General features: G+C 52.1%; 16 protein-coding genes. 2 read left to right on the top strand and 14 right to left on the bottom strand.

The features are described 5' to 3' along the window. Window positions 1–3: 3 nt before the first annotated feature. A complete protein-coding gene (locus NEV57_RS03560; protein WP_257656899.1) occupies window positions 4–3045 on the top strand; it encodes an efflux RND transporter permease subunit in 3042 nt (1013 codons plus the stop codon). Window positions 3046–3089: 44 nt separating this feature from the next. Here NEV57_RS03560 and NEV57_RS03555 read toward each other — a convergent pair whose 3' ends face one another. The 6 genes from NEV57_RS03555 to fsa form a co-directional block, all read right to left on the bottom strand. Beyond that, window positions 3090–4265, bottom strand: a complete 1176-nt coding sequence (locus NEV57_RS03555) for an AI-2E family transporter (protein ID WP_257656898.1) — start codon at window positions 4263–4265, stop codon at window positions 3090–3092. An 86-nt stretch (window positions 4266–4351) separates the two neighbouring features. Continuing rightward, on the bottom strand, window positions 4352–6490 hold the full coding sequence (gene rnr / locus NEV57_RS03550) for a ribonuclease R (RefSeq protein WP_257656897.1): 2139 nt from the start codon (window positions 6488–6490) through the stop codon (window positions 4352–4354). A gap of 29 nt (window positions 6491–6519) precedes the next feature. Beyond that, window positions 6520–7230: a 3'-5' exonuclease gene (locus tag NEV57_RS03545; RefSeq protein ID WP_257656896.1), complete on the bottom strand. Its 711-nt coding sequence runs from the start codon at window positions 7228–7230 to the stop codon at window positions 6520–6522. A 2-nt stretch (window positions 7231–7232) separates the two neighbouring features. Beyond that, entirely contained in the window at window positions 7233–9629 is a 2397-nt protein-coding gene (gene pbpC / locus NEV57_RS03540) for a penicillin-binding protein 1C (RefSeq protein WP_257656895.1), read from the bottom strand. A 474-nt stretch (window positions 9630–10103) separates the two neighbouring features. Then, on the bottom strand, window positions 10104–10574 hold the full coding sequence (locus NEV57_RS03535; protein ID WP_257656894.1) for a Fur family transcriptional regulator: 471 nt from the start codon (window positions 10572–10574) through the stop codon (window positions 10104–10106). A 95-nt stretch (window positions 10575–10669) separates the two neighbouring features. Next, complete coding sequence (gene fsa / locus NEV57_RS03530; RefSeq protein ID WP_257656893.1) at window positions 10670–11329, bottom strand: fructose-6-phosphate aldolase; 660 nt, start codon at window positions 11327–11329, stop codon at window positions 10670–10672. Window positions 11330–11525: 196 nt separating this feature from the next. On the opposite strand from fsa, the gene NEV57_RS03525 reads away from it, so the two are divergent. Continuing rightward, window positions 11526–12752, top strand: a complete 1227-nt coding sequence (locus tag NEV57_RS03525; protein ID WP_257656892.1) for an MFS transporter — start codon at window positions 11526–11528, stop codon at window positions 12750–12752. Here NEV57_RS03525 and rodA read toward each other — a convergent pair. The 8 genes from rodA to NEV57_RS03485 form a co-directional block, all read right to left on the bottom strand. Next, window positions 12749–14020, bottom strand: a complete 1272-nt coding sequence (gene rodA, locus NEV57_RS03520) for a rod shape-determining protein RodA (RefSeq protein ID WP_257656891.1) — start codon at window positions 14018–14020, stop codon at window positions 12749–12751. The two genes, NEV57_RS03525 and rodA, sit on opposite strands and share 4 nt — an antisense overlap. Further along, window positions 14013–15959: a penicillin-binding protein 2 gene (gene mrdA, locus NEV57_RS03515; protein ID WP_257656890.1), complete on the bottom strand. Its 1947-nt coding sequence runs from the start codon at window positions 15957–15959 to the stop codon at window positions 14013–14015. Before mrdA ends, rodA begins: the two co-directional genes overlap by 8 nt. Window positions 15960–16016: 57 nt before the next feature. Next, window positions 16017–16532 carry a rod shape-determining protein MreD gene (locus NEV57_RS03510; RefSeq protein ID WP_257656889.1) on the bottom strand — a complete coding sequence of 172 codons (516 nt, stop codon included), beginning with the start codon at window positions 16530–16532 and terminating at the stop codon, window positions 16017–16019. Further along, window positions 16525–17358, bottom strand: coding sequence for a rod shape-determining protein MreC (gene mreC, locus NEV57_RS03505; RefSeq protein WP_257656888.1), 834 nt, complete (start codon window positions 17356–17358; stop codon window positions 16525–16527). Before mreC ends, NEV57_RS03510 begins: the two co-directional genes overlap by 8 nt. Before the next feature lie 62 nt (window positions 17359–17420). Further along, window positions 17421–18443 (bottom strand): rod shape-determining protein, encoded by a 1023-nt coding sequence (locus tag NEV57_RS03500; protein WP_257656887.1) that lies wholly within the window; start codon window positions 18441–18443, stop codon window positions 17421–17423. 125 nt (window positions 18444–18568) lie between these two features. Next, window positions 18569–20227 (bottom strand): M1 family metallopeptidase, encoded by a 1659-nt coding sequence (locus NEV57_RS03495; RefSeq protein WP_257656886.1) that lies wholly within the window; start codon window positions 20225–20227, stop codon window positions 18569–18571. 16 nt (window positions 20228–20243) lie between these two features. Then, the gene (locus NEV57_RS03490) at window positions 20244–21968 is read right to left on the bottom strand and encodes a DNA polymerase/3'-5' exonuclease PolX (RefSeq protein WP_257656885.1); all 1725 of its coding nucleotides are present in this window, start codon (window positions 21966–21968) and stop codon (window positions 20244–20246) included. A 20-nt stretch (window positions 21969–21988) separates the two neighbouring features. Next, on the bottom strand, window positions 21989–23302 hold the full coding sequence (locus NEV57_RS03485) for an NAD(P)/FAD-dependent oxidoreductase (RefSeq protein WP_257656884.1): 1314 nt from the start codon (window positions 23300–23302) through the stop codon (window positions 21989–21991). Window positions 23303–23347: the final 45 nt, after the last annotated feature.

Below are 23347 nucleotides of genomic sequence, written 5' to 3'. Positions count from 1 at the left end.
GCCATGGACTTGATTAAATACCCAATCCGTAATTATCAGTTTACGCTTATCGTCGTGCTGATGATCATTGCTGTGGGCGTGAGCAGCATCCTCACCATGCCACGGGCTGAAGACCCCGAAATGCAGCCACCGAACTTTCCGGTGGTGGTGGTCTATCCCGGCACCAATCCGAAAGATATGGAGCAGCTGGTGGTGAAGCCCATGGAAAGCCGGCTGTATGACCTGGACAACATCAAACGCATCCGGACGACCATCGTAAACGGGCTGGCCGTACTCTTTGTGGAATATGAGCACGGCGTGGATTATGATAATAAATACCAGGAGCTGGTCCGCGAGGTAAGCGCACTGCGCCCGCAGTTGCCGGAAGCGGTATACAGCATTGATGTGCAGCAGATAGACCCCACCGGCGTAAACGTGCTCCAGGTGGCACTGATTTCTGAAAATGCATCAAAACGGACAATGAAGGATGTGTCCGATGAGCTGAAGGAGGCGTTGGAGAAAGTGCCGGAACTGAAGGATGTGACGGTAAGCGGACTCACCGACCAGCTGGTACGGGTAGACGTGGAACCGGCCCGCCTGGCGCAATTGGGCATTCCGCTGACTCAGGTGATGCAGGCCATCCAGAGCGAGGGAACCAATATCCCCGGTGGCAGCATGCTGGCTGGCGGCAAAGTGTTCAGCATTAAAACCAGTGGTAACTACCAGGGCATCGAAGCCATTAAAAATACCATCGTTTCCAGTGCACAGGGACGTAATATCCTGCTGCGTGACATTGCGGAGGTATATACGGATTTCGCGCCAGAGACACATATTACCCGGCTGAATGGCCACCGTGCGGTGTTTGTCAACGCCGCACAGAAGGCGGGGGAGAACATCAGCCGTACACAGGAGGCTTACCGCCGGGTGCTGGATGAGTTCAGCCAGCAGGTGCCGGCCAACATCGACATGGTGCTGCATTTCGATCAGGGAGAGAACGTGAATAAGCGGCTGGGGGGACTTGGGATTGATTTCCTGATTGCCGTAACGCTGGTGCTGCTTACGCTGCTGCCGCTGGGCACGCGGGCTTCGCTGGTGGTCATGATTGCTGTGCCGCTCTCGCTGTCCATGGGCGTGATTGCGCTCAACCTGTTCGGTTACTCCCTGAATCAGCTGAGTATTGTGGGCTTTGTGGTGGCGCTGGGCCTGGTGGTGGACGACAGCATCGTGGTGGTGGAAAATATTGAACGATGGATGCGCGACGGTTATTCGCGGATCGAGGCAGCTATCCGGGGTACGCACCAGATCGCCCTTGCGGTTGTGGGATGTACAGCCACGCTGGCCATCGCATTCATGCCGCTGATGTTTATGCCTGAAACCGCGGGTGATTTTATCCGCAGTCTGCCCATGGCGGTGATCGGATCGGTCATTGCGTCCATGCTGGTGGCCCTGCTGGTGGTGCCCTTTCTGTCGAGCCGACTGCTGAAGCCGCACGAAAATCCGGAGGGAAATGCCGTGCTCCGCTGGTTGCAGCGTACCATACACCGTACTTACGCCGTACTGCTTGATAAGGCGCTGAAACGCCCGTGGCAAACGATGGGAGTGGCCGCGGTGATATTCGCCGGTGCGCTGGCCCTGATTCCGGTCATCGGTTTCAGCTTATTCCCCGCTTCGGAAAAGCCGCAGTTCCTCATCCGGATAAATGCGCCACTGCAGGCCAGTATTTATACAACGGACAGCATTACACGGCAGATTGAGCAGGAACTGGCACAGCTGCCCGAAGTGCAGTATTTTGCCGCCAATGTGGGCAAAGGCAATCCCCGGATCTATTACAATGTGGAACAGGCCAATGAACGGGCGGATTTCGCCGAAATATTCGTGCAGCTGCAGCCGGATACGCCACCACGCAAGAAGGAAGCACTGATCGAGCGGCTGCGTACAGCCTGGTCGCCTTACCCAGGAGCCAAGGTGGAAGTAAAGAATTTTGAACAGGGTGTGCCGGTGATATCGCCGGTGGAGGTCCGTCTTTTCGGCGATAACCTGGATACGTTGAAACAGCTCGCCGGCCGGGTGGAGACACTGATGGAGCGCACGCCCGGCGCATTATATGTCAATAATCCGGTACGCAATGACAAGACGGACATCCTGGTGAACATCCATCGTGATAAGGCGCTGGCACTCGGTGTGCCCACGGCCAGTATCGACCGCACGGTGCGGATGGTATTGGCGGGGATTGACGTAACCACCTATACCGATCCGGGAGCCGACGACGACGATTACCTCGTGCGGCTGAGTGTGCCGCGTGGCGCTTACCCGGACCTGACCGTATTCGACCGCATTTTCGTTGATAACGTACAGGGAACGGGAATTCCGTTCGGCCAGCTGGCCACGTTGCAGCTGGTGCCTTCGCCACCGGCGATTTACCACATTAACCGCGACCGCACGGTATCGGTGAACTGCTTTGTGGATGCGGGTTATACCAACGATGTGGTGATACAGGATGTGATTAATCAGATGGATGCGCTGCCGCTGCCGGCCGGATATCATTACGAAATGGGGGGAGAGGTAGAAAGCCGCGAACAGTCGTTCGGCGGGTTCGGTACGGTCATCCTGATCACGGTGTTCTTGTTTATTGCTGTGCTGGTGCTGGAATTCAAAACCCTGAAAAGTACGCTGATCGTGCTCTCCGTGATTCCGCTGGGCATTGTAGGTGCCGTACTCGCACTGCTGGCAACGGGTAATACGCTGTCGTTCGTGGCGACTATCGGATTGGTTGCGCTGGCGGGAATCGAGGTGAAGAATACCATCCTGCTGGTTGATTTTACCAACCAGCTGCGCCGGGAGGGAATGGAACTGGATGCTGCCATTGAACAGGCAGGGGAGATGCGTTTTTTACCCATTATCCTGACATCACTGACCGCCATTGGCGGCTTGCTGCCGATTGCCTGGTCGAGCAACCCGCTGATTTCGCCGCTTGCTATCGTGATGATCGGGGGGCTGATCAGCTCGACCTTGTTATCCAGGGTGGTAACGCCGGTAGTATATAAGCTGATGCCGCCGAAAGTCTGATTGGAAAGGGGAAAGGCCCTGCCGGATGCCCGGCTCCGGGGAAACTAGGATTTTGGCTTTTTCCCTTTCTCGTTCTCTTTCTTTTTTTGTTCCCTTGCTTCCAGTATTTCCCTTAGGTTCCAGCGCTTCAGCAATATCTTGGTAGAGTATCGCTTGAGGTGATACTTCTCCGGTTCGCCGATGAGGAATCCAAAGGCGTTCATGGACGGGACGGCATCAAAGATGACCTTGACCGTAGCCGTGAGCGGCAATGCCAGGATTAAGCCGGCTAGGCCGAAGAGCATGCCCCCGAGCAGAATGGAGATGATGGACATCAGGGGGTTGATGCTGACCTTGCCGCCAACGATGTTCGGTGTAATCAGGTTCCCCTCTAAAAACTGGACGACCTGGAACCAGGCGATTACGCCTACCGCATACCAGGCCGTATCTTTAGTAGCCAAGGCGAAGAGGGCCGGTAAGATGGAACCGATGGCAATGCCGATATAGGGCAGCAGCATCAGCAGGGAAGCCAGTGTGCCGAAGAACCAGGCGTACTGTATCCCGAGGATTAATAGGCCTACGGTGTTCAAGATGGCCACAATGGCCATGACGGTAACCAGTCCGAGCAGGTAGCTTTGGACGACCTGGTAGATCTTGTTCAGGGTATTGTGCACGGTTGCCTGTGGAGTGGATCGGAACACGCGGAAGAAAAACTCGCGGAAAAAGACACGGTAATAAAGCAGAAAAAAGGAAAACAGCGGGACCAGCACCGCACCTGCAAGGATATTGCCTACGGAACCGAATGCGGCGGTGAGGTAGGTGCCGGCATGGGACAGGATCTCGTTGGCCTGGCTCCTCAGCCGCTCGGCCACCTGGGTAGGCTCAATCCCGAACTGCTCCTGCAGCCACAGCTGTATGGTGTCGAAAATGGATATGAACTTCTGGACGATATCCATGCCGTCTTTGCCGATGACGATGACCTGATGCACAATAAACCAGATGAGGCCACCCAGTACGCAGATGGCGAGGATAACAGCCAGCAATGCGGAAAAGGCTTTTCCCAGGCTGAGCCGCTCCAGGAACAGGGCGACGGGGTAAAGGGAGATCGCGATTAAAATGGAAAACATCAGCGGAAGCAGTACACCCTGCAGGACATACAGCAACGCAATAATCAGCGATAGGGAAATGAGTGTGGCTGCGAGTTCTATCGCGTAAGGCCGTTTGGTTGGGTTTTCTTCCATATCAGTTTATGTTTATCGCTGGCAGCATGACCGGCAGCCAGCTGCCGGTCATATACAAAAATAATAATTTTTACATCTCCAAAGGGTTACGATACCAGGGTAAAATCAATCTGCCGTTTTGCCAGATCCACTTTTTTTACCTTGATGCGCACTTCATCACCCAGCTGGTATTTTTTCTTTTTCCGCTGTCCGATGATGGCGTAGTTCTTTTCGTCAAGTGCATAGAAGTCATCGGTAATATCCCGCAACCGTACCATGCCCTCGCATTTGTTCTCTTCGATTTCCACGTACATCCCCCATTCCGTAACGCCTGATATGATGCCAAGGAAGGTCTCGCCAACCTGATCCTGCAGGAACTCCGCTTGTTTGTATTTCACGGATGCCCGCTCGGCGTCGGCGGCTTTCTTCTCCATCTGGGAGGAATGCTCGCACATTTTCTCATAGGCTTCGGCGTTGACAGGCTTGCCATCCGACAGGTAGTGCTCCAGGAGCCGGTGCACCATGACATCGGGGTAACGCCGGATAGGAGAGGTGAAGTGGGTGTAGTAGTCGAACGCCAACCCGTAATGGCTGGTTTTTTTGGTTGTGTAAATCGCTTTGGCCATGGAACGGATGGCCAGTGAGGTCAGTACATTCTGTTCTTTGGTGCCCTCGATCCGCTCCATAAGTGTGTTGAGCGAGCGGGCGGTCTCACGGTCCGACTTGGTATTGATTTTATAGCCGAAGCGGGCGGCAAACTGTGCGAAGCTGGCGATGCTCTGCTCGTTGGGCGCATCGTGCACCCGGTAAACGAAGGTTTTTTTGCTTTTTCCTTTTCCCTGCTTGCCGATGAATTCGGCTACGCGTCGGTTAGCCAGCAGCATAAAGTCTTCAATGAGCTTATGCGCATCTCTCCTTTCTTTGACATACACGCCCAGCGGTTTCCCGTTTTTGTCCAGTCTGAATTTAACTTCGGTAGTTTCAAAGCTGATGGCCCCGTGCTTAAACTTCCGCTCGCGGAGAATATAGGCAAGCCGGTTTAATTCAAGCAGTTCAATGCTGTACTCGCCGCTTTTCTGGTCGAGTATCTCCTGGGCTTCCTCATAGCTGAAGCGCCGGTCGGAGTGGATGACCGTGCGCCCGAACCATTCCTGGACGATGTTGGCATTGGCATCCATTTCAAATACGGCCGAGAAACTCAGCCGGTCTTCGTTGGGCCGGAGTGAGCAGAGGTCGTTTGATAACCGTTCGGGCAGCATGGGAATTACCCGGTCTACCAGGTAAACGGATGTCCCGCGTTCGAATGCTTCCTTGTCCAGCGGTGTTTCCGGCCTGACGTAGTAAGTTACGTCGGCAATATGGACACCGATCTCATAATGGCCATTGGGAAGCTGCTGGAACGAAATGGCATCGTCAAAATCTTTTGCGTCCGCGGGGTCGATGGTAAATGTGGTGATATCCCGGAAATCACGGCGCCTGCCTATTTCATCAGGGGGTATGGCCGATGGAAAGGTAGTGGTTTCCTTTTCCACTTCGGCCGGAAATTCCAGCGGGAATCCGAAGTCGGCCAGTATGGCATTCATCTCCGTATCATTCTCCCCTTTTTTACCCAGCACGTGTTTGACCCTGCCCACTGGGTTTTTACTGTCCTGCGGCCATTCGGTGATGGATACAATCACTTTTTCCCCGTCTTTGGCGCCATTGAGGCCGGCCAGTGGCACGAAAATGTCATTCAGCATCTTGCGGTCATCCGCAATGAGGAAAGCGAACTGTGGTGATATGGTAATGGTGCCTGTAAACTCGGTACGCGCACGCTCCAGTATCTCCACCACTTCACCCTCTTTGCGCTTACCCCGGCGTTTTTCATAGGTGTGTACCTTTACCCGGTCGCTGTGCAGCGCCTGACGGAGCTTGCGCGGTGCGATGTAAATATCGTCTTCAAACTCGTCCTCGGGGATGACAAACGCCGAACCATCCGCCGTCATGTCTACCTTACCGATGACAAATGCCTGTAATTCCTTTAGGATATACCTGCCTTTTTCGGTTTCCTTGAACCGCCCGCCCTGTCCCGTCCGCGATTCCTCTTCAAGAATGCTGTGGATGGCACTGCGCGATTCGGGGTCCGAAAGATTGAGTTTGGCAGCCACCTGTTTGTAATTCAATGGTTTGTTGCCTGATTTTTCGAATATGTCCGAGATGAGCTGTGTCAGGATATGTCGGAAAGCGTTGGTTTTTTTTGTTGACATGTGTGTTGTTTTTTTTAATGCAAATAAGGTTATGCAAAACTAATATCCGTTTGTGCAATTAACGGCTCATTGCGCATCCTTCGCAAGATCTGTGCCGTTGTAATGACATCTTTTTCACAATAGACACGGATACGCTCCAGGTTGTTTTCTTCATAGTATACCCGGTACACATCTGCTCCGCTGATGTCGTCTTTAGGTGTGGGGATGCCGAATGCCGCTGCGATCAGGCTGAGTGAAGCACTGCTGCGGAAGTCGCCGAACCGCCAGAGATCCATGGTATCCAGGTGGTTGATTTCCCACGGTTTCTTGCCGATGACGTTGAGCTGAGCCGGTATCGGCTGACCGTTGATCAGCAACCGTTTGCAGAGGTAAGGGAAATCGAACCCCTTGCCATTGTGTGCACAAAGGGTGAGATTTGGTGGCTGTTGCTGCAACAGCTGCGCAAAACCAGACAATAATTCCGACTCGTCGGTATGGGTGAATGATTTCAGGCGGAAACATAGCCGCCCCTGACTTTGGTGGAATATCCCTACGCTGATGCAGACGATTTTTCCGAATTCGGCATACAGGCCTGCGCGGGGGTATACATCGGCCGGTGTTTCGTCCGCTTCGAGGGCCTGCTTTACTTTGTGTGCCCACAATTCCCGGAAATGATCGGGCAGCTCCGCGTAAACCGCTTTTTGCGATACCGTTTCGATATCAAGTACCAGCACCTGTTGAAGGTCAATTGCTTCGAGCATGTTTATTTGGCTAAAATTTCAAATCGCTGGCTGATCCGTGCGCCGTTGGCATCCACCAGCGTGATGGTATGGACGCCGGCGGGAATCGTCAGCGCCAGCTGGTGAAAATTTTCCGTTTCGCCGACGAAGGTTTCATCAAGATGCCAGTATATCCGGCTGTCCTGCCTGCGGTGCGCGACGTTGAAAATCACCTGGCCACGCTGCCCATCGATCTCTAAAGGTATGTAAATTTTCGCATTGTTCTTCGGATAAATCATTTCCATGACCTGATTTTGCTCTTCCGGAATACAGCCGGGGGCAAAAGGCGGCAACTCCCGGTAGTTGCTGTGCCGCATTTTATAATAGTAGGCCATGGCAGGGGGCAGTACGAACCATTGCCGTCGCACCATGCCTGTAGCCGGTGTGCAGTCGGCGGTTACCCGCAGATTTCCGCCGGCATTGGTATGGATCGATTGATGATATGGGCATACGGTCGATTTAAGTCCCATTACCGGCAGGTATACCGTATCCGGGTCCGGACAGTCGACGCCGGCGAGATGCCCGCTCTGGCGGCATACAGGCGTCTGTACCATGCGGTCGACCGGTGGGTTAAACCAGCCCGTCGATGGAAGCAGGTCAAAAATATCGAAGAGGATGGGGGCAGCAGTTTCAATTCCTGTAAGACCCGGTCGTCCCTCGCCATCGGCATTGCCTACCCATACGCACACAACGTACCCCGGAGTCAGTCCAACTGCCCATCCATCGCGGAAGCCAAAACTGGTCCCGGTCTTCCATGCGATTTTTTTTGAAGAAGCAAACTGCTCCCACAATCCCTCTTCACCCGGCCGCATAACCTCATTCATGGCCTGGAATGTAAAATACAGGGAAGCATGGTCGATGACGGCCGACCGTTCTATCGTGGCTTTTCTGTCAGGGACATGGTCCATATAGGTGGGAGCATGATAGTCACCCGCGTCGTAATTGGCATTGTAACGCGCATAATGGTTCAACGTACGGGCCATGCTGGCATAAGTGCCCGCCAGTTGCCACATGGTTGTTTCACATCCGCCCAGAATCATGGACAGTCCGTAGAAATCGGCAGGCCGGTCGAGGCTCCTGATGCCCACTTTTTTCAGGAACGGATAAAAACGCTGGTATTTGTATTGCTGCAGCATCTTTACCGCTGGTATATTCAGGGAGCGGCTCAGCGCGCGCGAAGCCGGGATGGCGCCATCATACCCCAGGTCGTAATTCTGCGGCGTGTAACCTCCGATCTGCGTGGGAACATCGGGAATCAGCGTGTGGGGGAGGATTAACCCGTCCGTCAGCATAGCGGCATACAGCAGCGGCTTCAGCGTGCTTCCCGGGCTCCGCAGTGCCGTGATCATATCGACCTGGCTTTCGGCTTCGGGATGCTGGGGATGGTGTACATTCCCCACGTAGGCCATTGCCCTGCCGGTCTCCACTTCCAATACCAGTGCCGCGGCGTTGTGGATGCCGTTGGCGCTAAGGTGGCGGTGGTGGCGGTCAATGATGCGTGTCACCTGTTGCTGCAATCCGGCATTGAGCGAGGTACGGATGCGGGTATTCGGTACGGCGTCCCGGTATTCGGCTTTGAATCGCTCAAGCAGGTGGGGAGCCAGCCGGGGAAGCGGATGCGGTTTTTCGGGTAGCGGCTCCAGTTTGGCAAGGTCGGCCGTGGCCGTGCTGATGGTCTGGTTCGCCGCGAGCCGGTCGAGCAGGCTGTTGCGTTTGGCGAGGAGCAGCGTACGGTTGCGCCCCGGATGCACCAGTGACGGTGCATTGGGTAAAACGGCAAGTGTTGCGGTTTCTGCCCACGACAATTGTGCGGGCGGGCGACCGAAATAACGCCAGGCCGCTGCATCGAGTCCGACGACATTGCTGCCGAAAGGTGCATTGGCACTGTATAGCTTAAGGATTGCCATCTTGCTGTATCCTGCCTCCAGCCGGATGGCCAGGAATGCTTCAATCAGTTTCTGTCCGATGGTACGGGGTTTATTGCGACTCATCCGGATCACCTGCATGCTCAGCGTGCTTCCCCCGCTCACGATCCGGTCGCCCGCCAGGTTCTGCATCACGGCACGGGCCATTGCGGCGGGGTCAACACCCGGATGGTACCAGAAGCGTTTATCCTCAAATGCGACAATACATTTTATGAACTTATCGGGAATGCTGTCCGCTATCGGGAACCGCCATTGTCCGTCGGCTGCAATGGCTGCACCCAATAGCTCGCCATGCTGGTCTTCAACAACGAATGAGGTAGGAGCGGTGAAGAGGGGACGGGGCAGTGAAAAGTAAAACACAAGTAGGAAAGCCACGATGCATGCAAGGAAGATACGACCCTTCCCGGTGCGGCAAAACGCGCCGAACCGCGTAACCTGTTTTTTTATCCATGCCATGTGTTCGCTAAAAGTACAAAAATATCGATCACCTGAACCATTCGTATTTAAGCTAAAACAATATTAAATGTATTACTATATATAAATGATAATATTTAGTTGTTTATAAACATATTATATATGTTTTGCTAAAATTTTATCAATTTATTTATTGGTTGTTTTAGCTTTAATCGCTGTTGTAAAGCCGTGAAAGGGTTTTTTCGTAAAAAGACCGAATCAGTTTGCTGATTGCTAAAATAATTGATGTGTATTTTTACTATATGTATAATTATACAATCAATTTATTTTAAATATTTTAAATATTGGTTTATTAAAATTTTAGCATAAAATATTATCGTATTTAGCATTGCCCTACAGGCTGAAATTGCCATAAAATCAGAGACGAAGGAGATACAGGGTTATAGGTCAACCACCGCTGGGTAAGCGACTTGGTGCTTGAGCTAATCCGTTAAATGATGTGGGTTTTGTTGCCGGTTACTTGGAGATTGTCGTCGAACGGCACTGCGCGCAGAGACCAACGGCATTAATGCCAACCGAATTGAGTTGATACCCTTTGGGAAGGTTGATCTTGGGTAGTTTGATGTCATCAAGGCAATAGATGCTGTTGCACGCCGAGCAGATGAAATGCACGTGCTCATCGTGATGATGGTGCTCGTCACATTCCGTAGAACAGAGGGCATATGTAGCCGTTCCGTGTAAGTCAAAAATCTTATGAAAAATACCTTTCTCCTCGAAGGTCGCCAGCACACGGTAAAGCGTTACCCGGTCGATCTCGTTGCCGAGCAGCTTCTCCAGTTCGGGTTGGGAAATGGCCGTATCTTTTGCCGCGACAACACCCAATACACAGAGCCGCGGCTGCGTTACCTTCAGCTTGTGCTGGCGGAGCAGGCGTACGAATTTATCATTCGCCAAAACCGGGGCTGTGTCGTCGATAGCTCTCAACATGGTTTTACAAAAATACGTAAGCTGACAAGATAAGCAAAAAAAACCGGAAGCAAAAGCGGTTACTTTACTTCCGGTTTACAAAACGGTGTCGTTGCTTATTTCCCCGCAGCCTTGGCATGGTCAGCCAGGAACTGTGCAAGTCCGCTGTCGGTAAGCGGATGTTTAAGCAGTGCGAGAATGGCGGATAGGGGACCGGTCATCACGTCGGCGCCGACCCGTGCGCATTCCAGAATGTGTGTCGAATGCCGGATAGAGGCGGCTAGGATCTGAGTTTCGAAATTGTAATTGTCATACACCAGCCGGATGTCTTCGATCAGCCCGATGCCGTCAGTGGAGATGTCATCCAGCCGGCCGATAAACGGAGAAACATAGGTAGCTCCCGCTTTGGCGGCCAGCAATGCCTGTCCAGTGGAGAACACGAGTGTACAGTTTGTCCTGATCCCGTTGCTGCTGAAATGTTTGATCGCCTTTACGCCGTCCTTGATCATGGGTACCTTAACCACGATTTTTTTATGGAGCGCGGCAAGTTCCATTCCCTCTTTAATGATGTTTTCATAATCGGTGGCAATCACTTCGGCGCTTACATCGCCATCCACAATGTCACATATCGCTTTATAGTGGTTGATGATATTTGCTTTGCCGGTGATGCCTTCTTTGGCCATCAGGCTGGGATTGGTCGTTACGCCATCCAGTACGCCTAAATCCTGGGCTTCACGGATCTGATCCAGGTTGGCGGTGTCAATAAAAAATTTCATATGCGTTGTAATAAGGTTATCCAGTGGATAAATGAGGAAAATATAAACCGATGGTAAAGGTACGGAATATTGTCGGACTGTAAAAGCCGGTTGCGGTACTTCGGCCGATGGGGTATTTTGTTCTTCCCACACGGGTGCTATGGTATGGATTTTGTACCGGATACGGCATTCGGAATACAGCCGCTAATCAACAAGCATGTATATTTTCAGAGCCCTTAAGCATCGCAATTACCGGCTTCATTTCACTGGGCAGGCCATCTCACTGATGGGTACCTGGATGCAGCGCATCGCAGTCAGCTGGCTCGTTTACCGGCTTACTGAATCCGCTTTTATCCTTGGGCTTGTTTCGTTTGTTTCTTTGGCTCCTTCGCTGGTACTGGCACCGTTTATCGGCAATTTTGTCGACCGCCATAACCGCTACCGGATCGTACTGACCACCCAGTTTGGGTTGATGCTGCAGGCGGGTGCGCTGACACTGCTGATTCTCATTGGCCACTACAATGTTTGGTGGATCGGTGCACTGAGTTTCATCCAGGGGGTGATCAACACCTTTGATGTGACGGCACGGCAGTCGCTTATGGTCGAGTTGGTGCCGGAAAAAGCTGATCTTCCGAATGCCATCGCGCTGAACTCGTCGGCATTTAACGCCGCCCGGATGCTGGGTCCCGCGGTGGGCGGTATACTGCTGAGTAATTTTGGCGAGGCGGTATGCTTCGGCGTCAACTTCGTCAGTTTCATTGCCGTACTGGGTTCGCTTTTTGCCATGAAGCTGGTCGAGCAGCCGGTTCCACGAAAACAGGAAAGTGCGTGGCAGGGGCTGAAGGAAGGATTTAATTACCTACGCCATTCTCCGCATCTTTCTTCACTGATTCTGCTGCTTGGCGCATCCAGCCTGCTGGTTATTCCTTATACGACACTATTGCCTGTTGTTGCCCGCGAAATGTACAATGGCGATGCCACGATCTTCAGCTGGTTTGAGAGCGCCGCCGGCTTAGGGGCCATGTTCGGCGCCATTTACATGGCCCGGCTCCAGGCAGGCGCGAACCTGCGGTTCCGCGTGATGAAAGCTGCCGGTTTATTTGCATTCGGAATCCTGCTGCTCTCCTTTGCTGCCTGGCTGCCCATTGCATTGATCAGTACCATGCTTGCCGCGATGGGTATGATGGTACAGAACTCCAGTATCAATACCTATATCCAGACCCATGCGATGCCCGCGCTGCGTGCACGGGCCATCAGTTACTATATCATGGCATTTCAGGGGATATTCCCGATCGGGAGTCTGCTGATCGGCGCATTAGCCCAGTTATGGGGCATTCATTATACGCTCGTATTCCAGGGGATAGCCGGTGCGCTGATTGCACTGGCATTTGTTATTTACATCCGGCAACACATCACGCGTCGGTATGTTCCCGTTGCGGATTAGGCGATTCCCTTTCGGTTTGAATCGAATTTGAGCATAATGAACAGCAGAATGGTAAAACTCCATAACGAAGAACCTCCATAGCTGATAAATGGCAGCGGAATGCCGATAATGGGAACAATACCGATTGTCATCCCGATATTGATGGCAAAATGGAAAAAGAGGAAGCTGGCTACGCCGTACGCATAAATCCGCGCAAAGGCCGTCCGCTGCCGTTCGGCGATATTGATAATGCGCAGCAGCAGGGTCAGGTAAATCCCGATTACCACCATACTGCCCACAAACCCCCATTCTTCACCGACCGTACAGAAAATAAAGTCCGTGCTTTGCTCGGGAACAAAATTATACTTTGTCTGGGTGCCCTGGAGATAACCCTTACCCCAGAATTGTCCGGAGCCGATGGCAATCATTGATTGGTTCAGGTTGTATCCCTGTCCGCGCGGATCGTCTATTTTGCCCAAAATAACATCGATCCGGTTACGCTGGTGCGATTGCAATACGTTTTCATAGACAAATTCCACGGAAAAAACATAGGCGGAGCAAAGTACAAACAGCACGGCCAGGTTGGCGATGATCTTCCGTTTTTTCCGGAAATAATAGCAGCCCAGGCCGCATAATATGCCTATCACTAAAATCACCGTCCATTGACTGAACGCCAGCGTCAGCACAAAAAGCAGGATCGCCAGTCCGCCCAGCAACATCCATGGCCCGGAAATATATCCCTCCCGGTAAAATACAAAGACCAGTGCAAAAAACGCCAGTGCCGAGCCGGTATCGGGCTGTAGCATGACCAGGGCCACGGGAAGCAATATAATAGCCGCACCGGTAATTAACGTTTTCAGGTTGGGTGTTTTATTGCTGTGATTGCTCAGGTACCTGGCCAGCAGCAGGCAGGTCGCCAGTTTGGCAAATTCCGAAGGCTGCAGCCGAAAACTGCCAATGGGGATCCAGGCCTGGTTTCCGCCGACATTCCGGCCGACAATCAGCACGGCCACCAATAGCAATAAAGTAATGCCGTAGAATACAGGCGATATCGAACTGTAAAACTTGGCATCGACGACGAGTATGGCCAATGCCAGGATAAGGGCCGAAAAAATATAGATGGACTGTTTGCCGTAATTGGTATTGACATTGAAAATACCGGGATTGTCCGGGTCAAATACGGCCGCATGGATGTTGAACCACCCGATAAGGCACAGGAGGAGCCAGAGCAGTACCGTAAACCAATCGACATTGCCGCTGAAAAACTTATTGCGCTGTGGATTATTCATTTCTCCTTGCCCGGGATTGATGGTCAACAAATGCGATTTCATCCGCGTGGTGTCGCGCGGGTGTGCTGTGCTTCGGCTTGCCTGCCTGTACCGTTTCCCGTCGTTCGGTTTCTACCTTCGGAAGCAGGTCGGCTTTGTAGATCCGGTCCTGAATATACTGCGGCAGCGTGATGGTATCTTTTAAATACTTTTCTACGAGCATACTGGCGATCGGGCCTGCCCAGGTACCTCCGTAGCCGGCATTTTCCACGACTACCGCGAGGGCAATTTTAGGATTTTCACGTGGGGCAAATGCAAAGAACACCGCGTGATCGGCACCATGCGGATTTTGTGCTGTCCCGGTTTTTCCGCACATTTCAATGTCGGCAATCCGAACGGAGTAGCCGGTACCGCCGGCAACGTTGACCGCCCGGCTAAGGCCTTCAATGACGGGTTCGTAGTATTTCTCATCCACCCCGGCGAATACTTTTTCCGCAAACTCCGGTTTGACGATCTTCCGTTCGCCAATTCCCTTGATCAGGTGCGGCCGGTAATAAAAGCCGCGATTGGCGACAATGGCCATGATATTGGCCATCTGCAGCGGGGTAACCCCCATCTCGCCCTGACCGATGGACAGGGATATGTTAAATCCGGATCCCCAGCGGTCATTACCGTATCGTTTCGTATAAAAATCGGCTGTCGGCAGCAGGCCGTCCTTTTCACCGGGCAGGTCAATGCCCAATGACTGTCCGATGCCGAATTTCATGATCGCCTCGCGCCAGGCCCCATATGCCTTGGTTGACGGCATGTTGCGCTGGTCTATCATCCGTGCATAGGTATAACCGTAATACGTGTTGCACGACCGTTGAATGGACTTGACCAAGGAAGTGGGGCCATCCACGTGGGTACACCGCATAATGGCCCGTCCGCCTCCGTAGCGGTATCCGCCCGGACAGTTGAAAACTGTGTGCTCGTCGATCATCCCGGCCTGTTGGGCAGTCAGTGCACTAACCACCTTAAATATCGATCCCGGAGGGTACTGGGCCTGGATCGGGCGGATAAACATGGGTTTATAGGGATTGTACAGCAGCTCCATATAGTTGTTTCCCCGTTCGCGGCCCACCATCATGTTGGGGTCATAACCGGGGCTGCTGACGAATGCCAGGATTTCCCCTGTTGAGGGTTCAATGGCCACTACGCTGCCGATCTTATTTTTCATCAGTTTCTCCGCCAATACCTGGATTTCCTTATCCAGGGAGGAGATCAGCTCATCACCCGCAACGGCAACAGTATCGTATTTGCCCTCGGCAAAAACACCCTGGGGCCTGTTGAAGGCATCCACCATGACATTTTTAACGCCGCGCTGGCCACGTAGCAGCTCTTCATATGCACTCTCCACACCACTCGCCCCAATATAATCACCCGGCCGGTAAAACCCATTGGAGCGCTCGATATCGCGATCATTGACCTCCTGGATATAGCCAAGAAATTGCGCCGCAGCACTGTCGGGATAGTTGCGAACCGTCCGGTTCTGTACATAAAATCCCCGGAATTTATAGAGGTGCTCCTGCAGCCGGGCGTATGCGGAAGCCGGAATCTGCTTTTCGAACTGGGAAGCTTTATATGGCGAATAATTACGGGCGGTGGTCATCCTTTTTTCAAACCCGGCCCGGTCTATCCCGATCAATTCACATAACAGCGCAGTATCCAGTTCCTGGACTTCCCGCGGTGTAACCAGCAGGTCGTATACCGGCTCATTCTGCACCAGCACCTGGCCTTTTCTGTCGAGGATCACGCCACGTGCCGGGTAAATAACCACTTTGCGGAGGACATTGTTATTGGCGGAGAGGAGGTAGGAGTTATCAACCAATTGCAGGTAAAACAACCGGGCGGCGATAATGATGGCGACGGCAATGAAAATGCCCTGAATAATATATTTACGTGCAAAAAAACTATTCATCAAATAAAACTATGCCGCCTGAAAAATCACCCGCTTCCGGAATTCCGCCGCGCCCGATTAACGTTGTTTTTTCCTATAAAACAACAAACTGAACAATAAAATGATAATAACCGTAAAGATACAACTTAAAAGAATACGGATAAGTGTGTAATGGAATTGATGGAATGTAAAGGTTTCCAGCAGGAACAGCACGCCGTGGTGGAATAGGCTGAGGACAAGCACGTACAGAAAAAACCAGCGAAACGGCACGGTTCCCCAGGCGGGTGTCATGTAACTTTCATAGTTGTCGGTCTGCAGGGTGATCCGCATGAATATAATACGCCCCCAGGCCAGCGCAACAGCTGCCGCGGCATTGATGCCGGGCGTGTCGTAAAACGCATCCACTACAAGGCCTGTGGCAAAGGCGATTGCATATAAGGTAAAATTGCCGATACCAACCGGCAGCAGCAGGATAAAGAGGATGTAAGGGAAAGGCGTGGCCAGGTTGTAGTACCCGACATTTTTGAACAAAAATACCTGTAGCACAACCAATGCGACAAACCGGATGATATTGTATAGCAGTAGTTTAGCCATCTTTATCAGTTAAGGCCTCCAATGCCGCTTTTTCTTCGGCAAATACATCTTCTACCACATACACCTGCAACAGGTTATGGAAGGGGGTGCTCAGCTCCACCCGGATATCCAGGAAGCTGTCTCCACCCGATGACCCCGAGCCCGCAACCTTCCCGATTTCTATACCGGGTGGGAATAATGAATACCCCGAGGTGTATACGCGTTCGCCATCGCGGACTTTTACGTGGTTGGGAATGTCCCGAAGTGCCGCATACCGGGCATCGTAACTATCCCCCCAGACCAGCGAACCGAAGGCCTGGCTGTCTTCCAGTGACGCGCTTATCCGGCTTTCGCTGTGCAGCAACGATTGGATCGTGGAGAAATGCTCGGAAACATTGAGCACAATCCCTACAATGCCCTTCGCTCCAATGACTCCCATTCCCTTGCGGATACCGTGCTTTCTTCCCTTATCAATGGTGATGTAATTGTTCTTCTGGTGGATGCTGTTGTTGGTTACCCTGGCCACAATGTAATTGTACTGCACCTGTCGTGCACTGTCCACCACCGTTACGCGCTCCACACTGTCGGCATGCGTGAACCGTTGCAGCTGTTCGCGCAGCGATGCATTTTCTTCGGCCAGCCGGGTGTTGGATTCGCTGAGGTGAAGATAGCTCTTCCAGCCGTTAACCCAGGCGTAGACCGTTCCCACAAAGTAATTGGATGAATTTACCGCAGATGCGCGCTGAAAAGTGTTATTTTTTACGACAAGATAGCAGGATAACCCAAAAAATAGGATAAACAGAAAAAAAGCATTGTATTTATGGATAAGTATCCAAAGGTTTTTCATGATAACCTATATACATATGCAACATGCCAAAAGCTTTGCCAGCTGAAAGCCAAATTGCTGGTTTACTGCATTAAAAACTTAAACACACCAATGTTCTTCAGCGCAATCCCTGTGCCGCGCACAACTGCACGCAACGGATCTTCTGCCACGTGTACGGGCAGCTTGGTTTTCGCCTGAATCCGCTTGTCCAGTCCGCGCAGCAGCGCGCCCCCACCGGTAAGGTAAATGCCTGTTTGATAGATGTCAGCGGAGAGTTCCGGTGGCGTAATTTCCAGCGCTTTTAATATCGCCTCTTCTATTTTGGAAATCGATTTGTCCAGGCAATGGGAAATTTCGGTATACGACACCGTAATCTGTTTAGGTACACCAGTCATCAGGTCACGGCCCTGGACCGCAAAATCTGCCGGTGGATCCTGAAGCTCGGGCAGGGCGGACCCGACCTCGATTTTTATTTTCTCCGCCGTACGGTCGCCAATCATGATGTTATGCTGCCGGCGGATATACTGTACGATGTCAGAATCAAAGTTATCTCCCGCTACGCGGATAGATTGGTCACATACGATACCCGATAATGCGATAACCGCAATTTCCGTAGTCCCGCCACCGATATCAATGACCATGTTGCCCATGGGTTCTTCAACGTCAATGCCAATGCCCACGGCTGCGGCCATCGGTTCGTGTACGAGGTATACTTCCTTTGCACCGGCTATTTCAGCGGAATCGCGCACGGCGCGCTTTTCTACTTCCGTAATGCCGGAGGGGATACAGATCACCATGCGCAGGGACGGGAAGAACCATCCTTTTCCATTGTTGACCATTTTAATCATCCCACGGATCATGTGTTCGGCCGCATTAAAATCAGCAATGACACCGTCTTTCAATGGCCTTACCGTGCGGATGTTGTCGTGGGTTTTGCCTTCCATTTGCATGGCCTGCCTACCGATGGCGATTACCTTATTCGTTGTGCGGTCAAACGCAACGATGGACGGTTCATCCACCACTACCTTGTCGTTATGTATGATGAGTGTATTGGCTGTACCTAAATCGATGGCAACTTCCTGAGTGAACCAGTTAAACAAACCCATGTAGCAAGTATATAAAGCAAATTTAAAGAATGTGCAAACCTAACCAAAAAACTTATATTTTTCAGTAGAATTATGTGATTTTTTAATGGATAGGGAAAGTATTGGCGGAGATAGCCAAATCCGGATTACGGGCCTGCCAATACGTCGATATAGTAGTTGAATGTATCGACTTCGATGTTTTCCTGGGTCAGGTTTTCCAGGGGAATGGGGGTCCACTCTTCGGAGGGCTGTATAAATTGGTATTTATCACCTTTTTTCCGTATACGCACCGGCATGTCAAAGCCGTCCACGTCGGCGATCCACCGGCATGAGGCCCGGCCGCTCCCGTCAAAACGGAACTCCAGTTTCGGAAGATGGGGGTGAAGTACGTATTGGGCGAATATTTTGGAAAAATCTTTTCCGGATTTTTTGCTTATATAAGCGGTTATATCTGTGTAATTTACTGTCTGATGTCGGAACTTTTGGTTTAGTCCGCGCAGGATTTGTCGCCATTTTTCATCGTCATTAATAATGGTCCGCACCATGTTGAGCAATACACCGCCTTTGTTGTACATATCGGCCGAGCCTTCATTGTTCACTTGGTAATGGCCGATCAGTGGCGTCCGGTTCTCGATGCTGCGCCGGTTGCCATGGAGGTATTCCTGCCCGGCACGTTTGCCGAAATAATAGTCGATATACAATGCTTCCGAGTAGTTAGTAAAACTTTCATGAATCCACAGATCAGCAAGGTCGCTTGCGGTAATGTTATTACCGAACCATTCGTGGCCGCTTTCATGGATAATGATGAAATCCCATTTATTGCCCCAGCCGGTACCGGAGCCATCCACGCCGAGGTAGCCGTTCTGGTATTTATTGCCATAGGCAATTGCGCTCTGGTGTTCCATGCCCAGGTATGGTGTTTCCACCAGTTTGTAGCCGTCCGAATAAAACGGGTAGGGGCCAAACCAATATTCAAATGCCCGGAGCATCGGTTTTACGTTTGCCCCGAAATGTGCACGGGCTTTTGCCTCGTTTCCGCGGAGGACCCAATAGTCCAGGTCGAGGATACCCAGTTCACCCCTGAACGTATCGGCCAGGTGCACATAATCGCCGATATTCAGTGCAACGTTGTAGTTATTAATGGGGTTGCTCACAAACCAGTCGAACCGGGTATATCCGTCGCCGGTATCGGTACGGTCGCGCAGCCGTCCGTTAGACACGTTGACGAGCCCGTTTGGTACCCGGACACTGATCAGCATGCTGTCCACTTCATCCGATAGGTGATCTTTATTGGGCCACCAGGCACTGGCCCCGATGCCCTGGCAGGCAGTCGCGATCCAGTGATTTCCATTGCTGTCTTTTTTAAAGTCGAAACCGCCATCCCAGGGTGCTTTTTTGGCCTGGATGGGGCGCCCGGAATAATATACCGTAAAGGAATCGACGCGACCTTCCGCTATTTTTGCCGGAAAACGAATGAACACGGCATTGAATTCCCTTTCAATGGGCAGTGCCTCGCCGTGGTAGTCTATCTTCTCGATGTCCAGGTTGTCGAACAGGTCGAATTGCAGCGCGGTAAAATCAGCAGTTGCCGTAAACCGGAATAGATTTGACCCGCTGATCGTCTGTTGATCCGGATCAACACGCACGTCAAGGTGATAATAATTGATGTCATAGCATGTGCGCAGGTCGGTGAGCTGCCCCCGCAGCGAATCGGCCCGCCCGAATGCTTCCCGCCCATCCAACAGCTGGGCCTGTGCGCTGGCAAACACGCAACAGAGCAGGCATATGGTCAACAGTCTTTTCATCGTCGAAAAGCGTTTTCTAAGGTAAATCAGTGATGGATTGCCGGTTGCCGGACAGGGACGAAGCGCGCTGGCTGCGCTGCTGGAAAAATGCCGAAATCTCCGCCAGCGAAAAAGCGTTAAGGCAGTTTTTACTTGCTACCCCTCCTTTGCGGGCGGCATATATGCCATATTGCATGTCGTGGAAGCCCGAAACCCGGTGCGCATCCGGATTGATGGACAATAACACATTCTTTTCCAATGCGTAACGATGCCATCGCCAGTCGAGATCGAGCCGTAGCGGGTTTGCGTTGATCTCCATTACCACGCCGTGGTCCGCACAGGCGTCAATGACACGGCGGTAGTCAATGGGGTATCCCGGCCGGCTCAGCAGCAGCCGGCCGGTAGGGTGTCCGAGTATGGTGGTATACGGGTTTTCAATCGCTTTCAGCAATCGGTGCGTAGCTTTTTCCTCTTCCATTTTCAGATTCCCATGGATGGAAGCCACCACAAAATCAAACCCGGCCAGTATCTCATCCGGGTAATCCAGTGAGCCGTCACTCAGAATGTCCGATTCGATGCCTTTAAATATACGGAACGGGGCAAGCTTGTTGTTGAGGGCTTCAATTTCGGCCCACTGTTGCTGGACACGCGCAACGGGCAGTCCATTGGCGTAAACCGCTGTCTTCGAGTGGTCGCATATCCCCAGGTAATCCAGCTTCAGCACATCCCGGCAATACAACGCCATTTCTTCCAGTGTGTTTACCCCGTCGCTATAGGTGCTGTGGTTGTGCAGCGCTCCCCGGAGATCACGGTACGTAATCAGGGTAGGTAAGGCGCCCGATTTTGCCAGATCAAGTTCATTGCCGCCTTCACGCAGTTCGGGTTCAATGTAATCAAACCCCAGGCCGCGGTAAATGGCGGTCTCCGATTCGAGATTGGGGAGCTGTCCGCCGCCGGCCTGTTCCAGCAAAGCAACGTGCTCCGGTGCTCCGGTGCTGATGAGCCATTGCTGGTGAAAGTCATTGGCATCGACGGCGAGAAACCGGAATAGAAGCCCGTTGTTGTCGGTCGCCTCCAGGTAGGTGTCGGTATTGCCCGACACTGCGGTCAATGTGGCTATGCGGGCGATTGCCTGCTCCAGCTGCCGGTGTTCAACGGCCGCAATGATATCTACCGATTGCAGTATTTCATTTTTCCGGCGGAATTCGCCTGTGTATGCTATCAGTGTCTCCGGGGGCAGCACATGCTGCAGCTGTTCCAGAATCCCGGCAGCCGCGGTTTCAATACTCGCGTAGAGGAACCATCCCCGGTTTGCCATCGAAAATTCGATGATTTTTTTGATTTCTTCCTGTGTCTTTAACCCGAATCCCTTTACCGTTACCAGCCGGTTTTCATTGCATGCATAATAAAGCTCGCCCATAGACTCAATCCCCAATGACCGCCAGATGACCTGTGTCTTTTTTGCTCCCAGGCCCTTTATGCGCAGCATTTCCAGAATGCCGTCCGGAGTGGCTGCCTGCAGGGAGTCCAGCTCGTCAAAAGAGCCCCGTTGCAGCAGTGTGGTGATTTTCTGTGCCGTACTTTTGCCAATTCCCGGCAATTCGCTTAACGCTTCCGTCGAAAGCTTATTCAGGGCGAAGGGAAATTTGTCCAGTTTGAAAGCCAAAGAAGTAATGGCCTTCGTGCGGAACGGATTTTCACCATGCAGCTCCATTAATTGCCCATACAGCCTGAAGGTCCGTGCAATTGTCTTGTTGTCCATGGCTGCAAATTACAATATTTTTATGTGATTTGCTCTTCCGCAACCGCCGCTTCCCGGGGTGTCTTCCGGACGTATTTGTGAATGATCAGCCGGATGCCGGCATTGAAGGTCACGTAACTGATTACCCAGTTGATAAATGTGACAACCCGGTTCCGGAAACCCACAAGCGACATTAAATGGACAAACATCCATACCCACCAGGCAAAAAAGCCCTGAAACCGGATTTTCCCGATGTCCACCACGGCCTTGTTGCGGCCAATGGTGGCCATGGAACCTTTGTCGAAATACTTAAATTTCTCCGTTGGTTGATGCTGGAGCAGGTGTACGATATTTTTGGCGAGTAATCTTCCCTGCTGCTGGGCTACCGGCGCCACACCGGGATGTCCTCTTGGCGTATCCTCGGTGATGATAGCGGATACGTCACCGATTGCAAATACATCGCGCATGCCCAGTACCCGGCATGTTTCATCGGTCTGTATGCGGTTTCCGCGCACAATTGTCTGTGCATCGATTCCCTCCGGAATTTCTCCTTTGACGCCGGCCGACCATAGTACCGTCCGGGTTTTAATGTGCCGGCCATTCGCAAAGTGGATGGCTTCCCCGTCGTATGCCGTTACCTGTTCGTTTAACAGCACGCGCACGCCCAGTTCCCGGAGGTACAATTCCGCCTTTTCAGAAGCCTGTGGCGACAGTGCATTTAATACACGCGGTAAGCCCTCGACCAGGTAAACCGTCATGTCTTCTTTTTTGAGTTCAGGGTAGTCCTTTACGAGAATATGATTGCGGATTTCCGCAATAGCACCTGATAGTTCGACGCCGGTCGGACCGCCACCCACCACTACAATGTTCAGGAATGCCTCCCGATCCTCCCTGGATGTTTTTAACAGCGATTCCTCAATATTTTGCAACAGGAAGCTGCGGATATTGACCGCTTCCCGTACGCTTTTCATGGGCATAGCATATTGTTCAACACTCTGGTTGCCGAAGAAATTGGTTGTTGCGCCGGTGGCGATGACCAGGTAATCGTAGGAAATCGGCCCGATATCGGTATCCAGCACTTTCCGCTTGTCGTCTATTGCCTTCACTTCGGTCATCCGGAATTTGAAGTTCGGTTGTTTCCTGAACATCTTCCGGAGTGGAAAGGCAATGGAGGGTGCGTCCAGGGTGCCGGTAGCAACCTGGTAGAGGAGTGGCTGGAAGGTGTGGTGGTTATTCCGGTCGAGAAGCAGGACTTCCACCTCTTTGTTTTTAAGGCCTTTTGCTACTTCGATGCCGCCGAATCCACCACCGATGATCACTACCCGGGGAAATCTTTTGGTGTCTGCTGTTTCCATGTGTCTGTGTTTTTTGTGCAACTCCCTTTAACAGGAACCCGTGGG

It is taken from the genome of Parapedobacter lycopersici, from assembly GCF_024643285.1.
Taxonomy (GTDB): Bacteria; Bacteroidota; Bacteroidia; order Sphingobacteriales; family Sphingobacteriaceae; genus Parapedobacter; species Parapedobacter lycopersici.
Note: the sequence above shows the minus strand (reverse complement) of the source record. Positions and strands in the feature narration are given on the sequence as shown.

Excerpts from the sequence above, each read along its gene's own strand:
- NEV57_RS03560 (WP_257656899.1), top strand. The coding sequence starts at position 4 with ATGGACTTGATTAAATACCCAATCCGTAATTATCAGTTTACGCTTATC.
- NEV57_RS03555 (WP_257656898.1), bottom strand. The coding sequence starts at position 4,265 with ATGGAAGAAAACCCAACCAAACGGCCTTACGCGATAGAACTCGCAGCC.
- rnr (WP_257656897.1), bottom strand. The coding sequence starts at position 6,490 with ATGTCAACAAAAAAAACCAACGCTTTCCGACATATCCTGACACAGCTC.
- NEV57_RS03545 (WP_257656896.1), bottom strand. The coding sequence starts at position 7,230 with ATGCTCGAAGCAATTGACCTTCAACAGGTGCTGGTACTTGATATCGAA.
- pbpC (WP_257656895.1), bottom strand. The coding sequence starts at position 9,629 with ATGGCATGGATAAAAAAACAGGTTACGCGGTTCGGCGCGTTTTGCCGC.
- NEV57_RS03535 (WP_257656894.1), bottom strand. The coding sequence starts at position 10,574 with ATGTTGAGAGCTATCGACGACACAGCCCCGGTTTTGGCGAATGATAAA.
- fsa (WP_257656893.1), bottom strand. The coding sequence starts at position 11,329 with ATGAAATTTTTTATTGACACCGCCAACCTGGATCAGATCCGTGAAGCC.
- NEV57_RS03525 (WP_257656892.1), top strand. The coding sequence starts at position 11,526 with ATGTATATTTTCAGAGCCCTTAAGCATCGCAATTACCGGCTTCATTTC.
- rodA (WP_257656891.1), bottom strand. The coding sequence starts at position 14,020 with ATGAATAATCCACAGCGCAATAAGTTTTTCAGCGGCAATGTCGATTGG.
- mrdA (WP_257656890.1), bottom strand. The coding sequence starts at position 15,959 with ATGAATAGTTTTTTTGCACGTAAATATATTATTCAGGGCATTTTCATT.
- NEV57_RS03510 (WP_257656889.1), bottom strand. The coding sequence starts at position 16,532 with ATGGCTAAACTACTGCTATACAATATCATCCGGTTTGTCGCATTGGTT.
- mreC (WP_257656888.1), bottom strand. The coding sequence starts at position 17,358 with ATGAAAAACCTTTGGATACTTATCCATAAATACAATGCTTTTTTTCTG.
- NEV57_RS03500 (WP_257656887.1), bottom strand. The coding sequence starts at position 18,443 with ATGGGTTTGTTTAACTGGTTCACTCAGGAAGTTGCCATCGATTTAGGT.
- NEV57_RS03495 (WP_257656886.1), bottom strand. The coding sequence starts at position 20,227 with ATGAAAAGACTGTTGACCATATGCCTGCTCTGTTGCGTGTTTGCCAGC.
- NEV57_RS03490 (WP_257656885.1), bottom strand. The coding sequence starts at position 21,968 with ATGGACAACAAGACAATTGCACGGACCTTCAGGCTGTATGGGCAATTA.
- NEV57_RS03485 (WP_257656884.1), bottom strand. The coding sequence starts at position 23,302 with ATGGAAACAGCAGACACCAAAAGATTTCCCCGGGTAGTGATCATCGGT.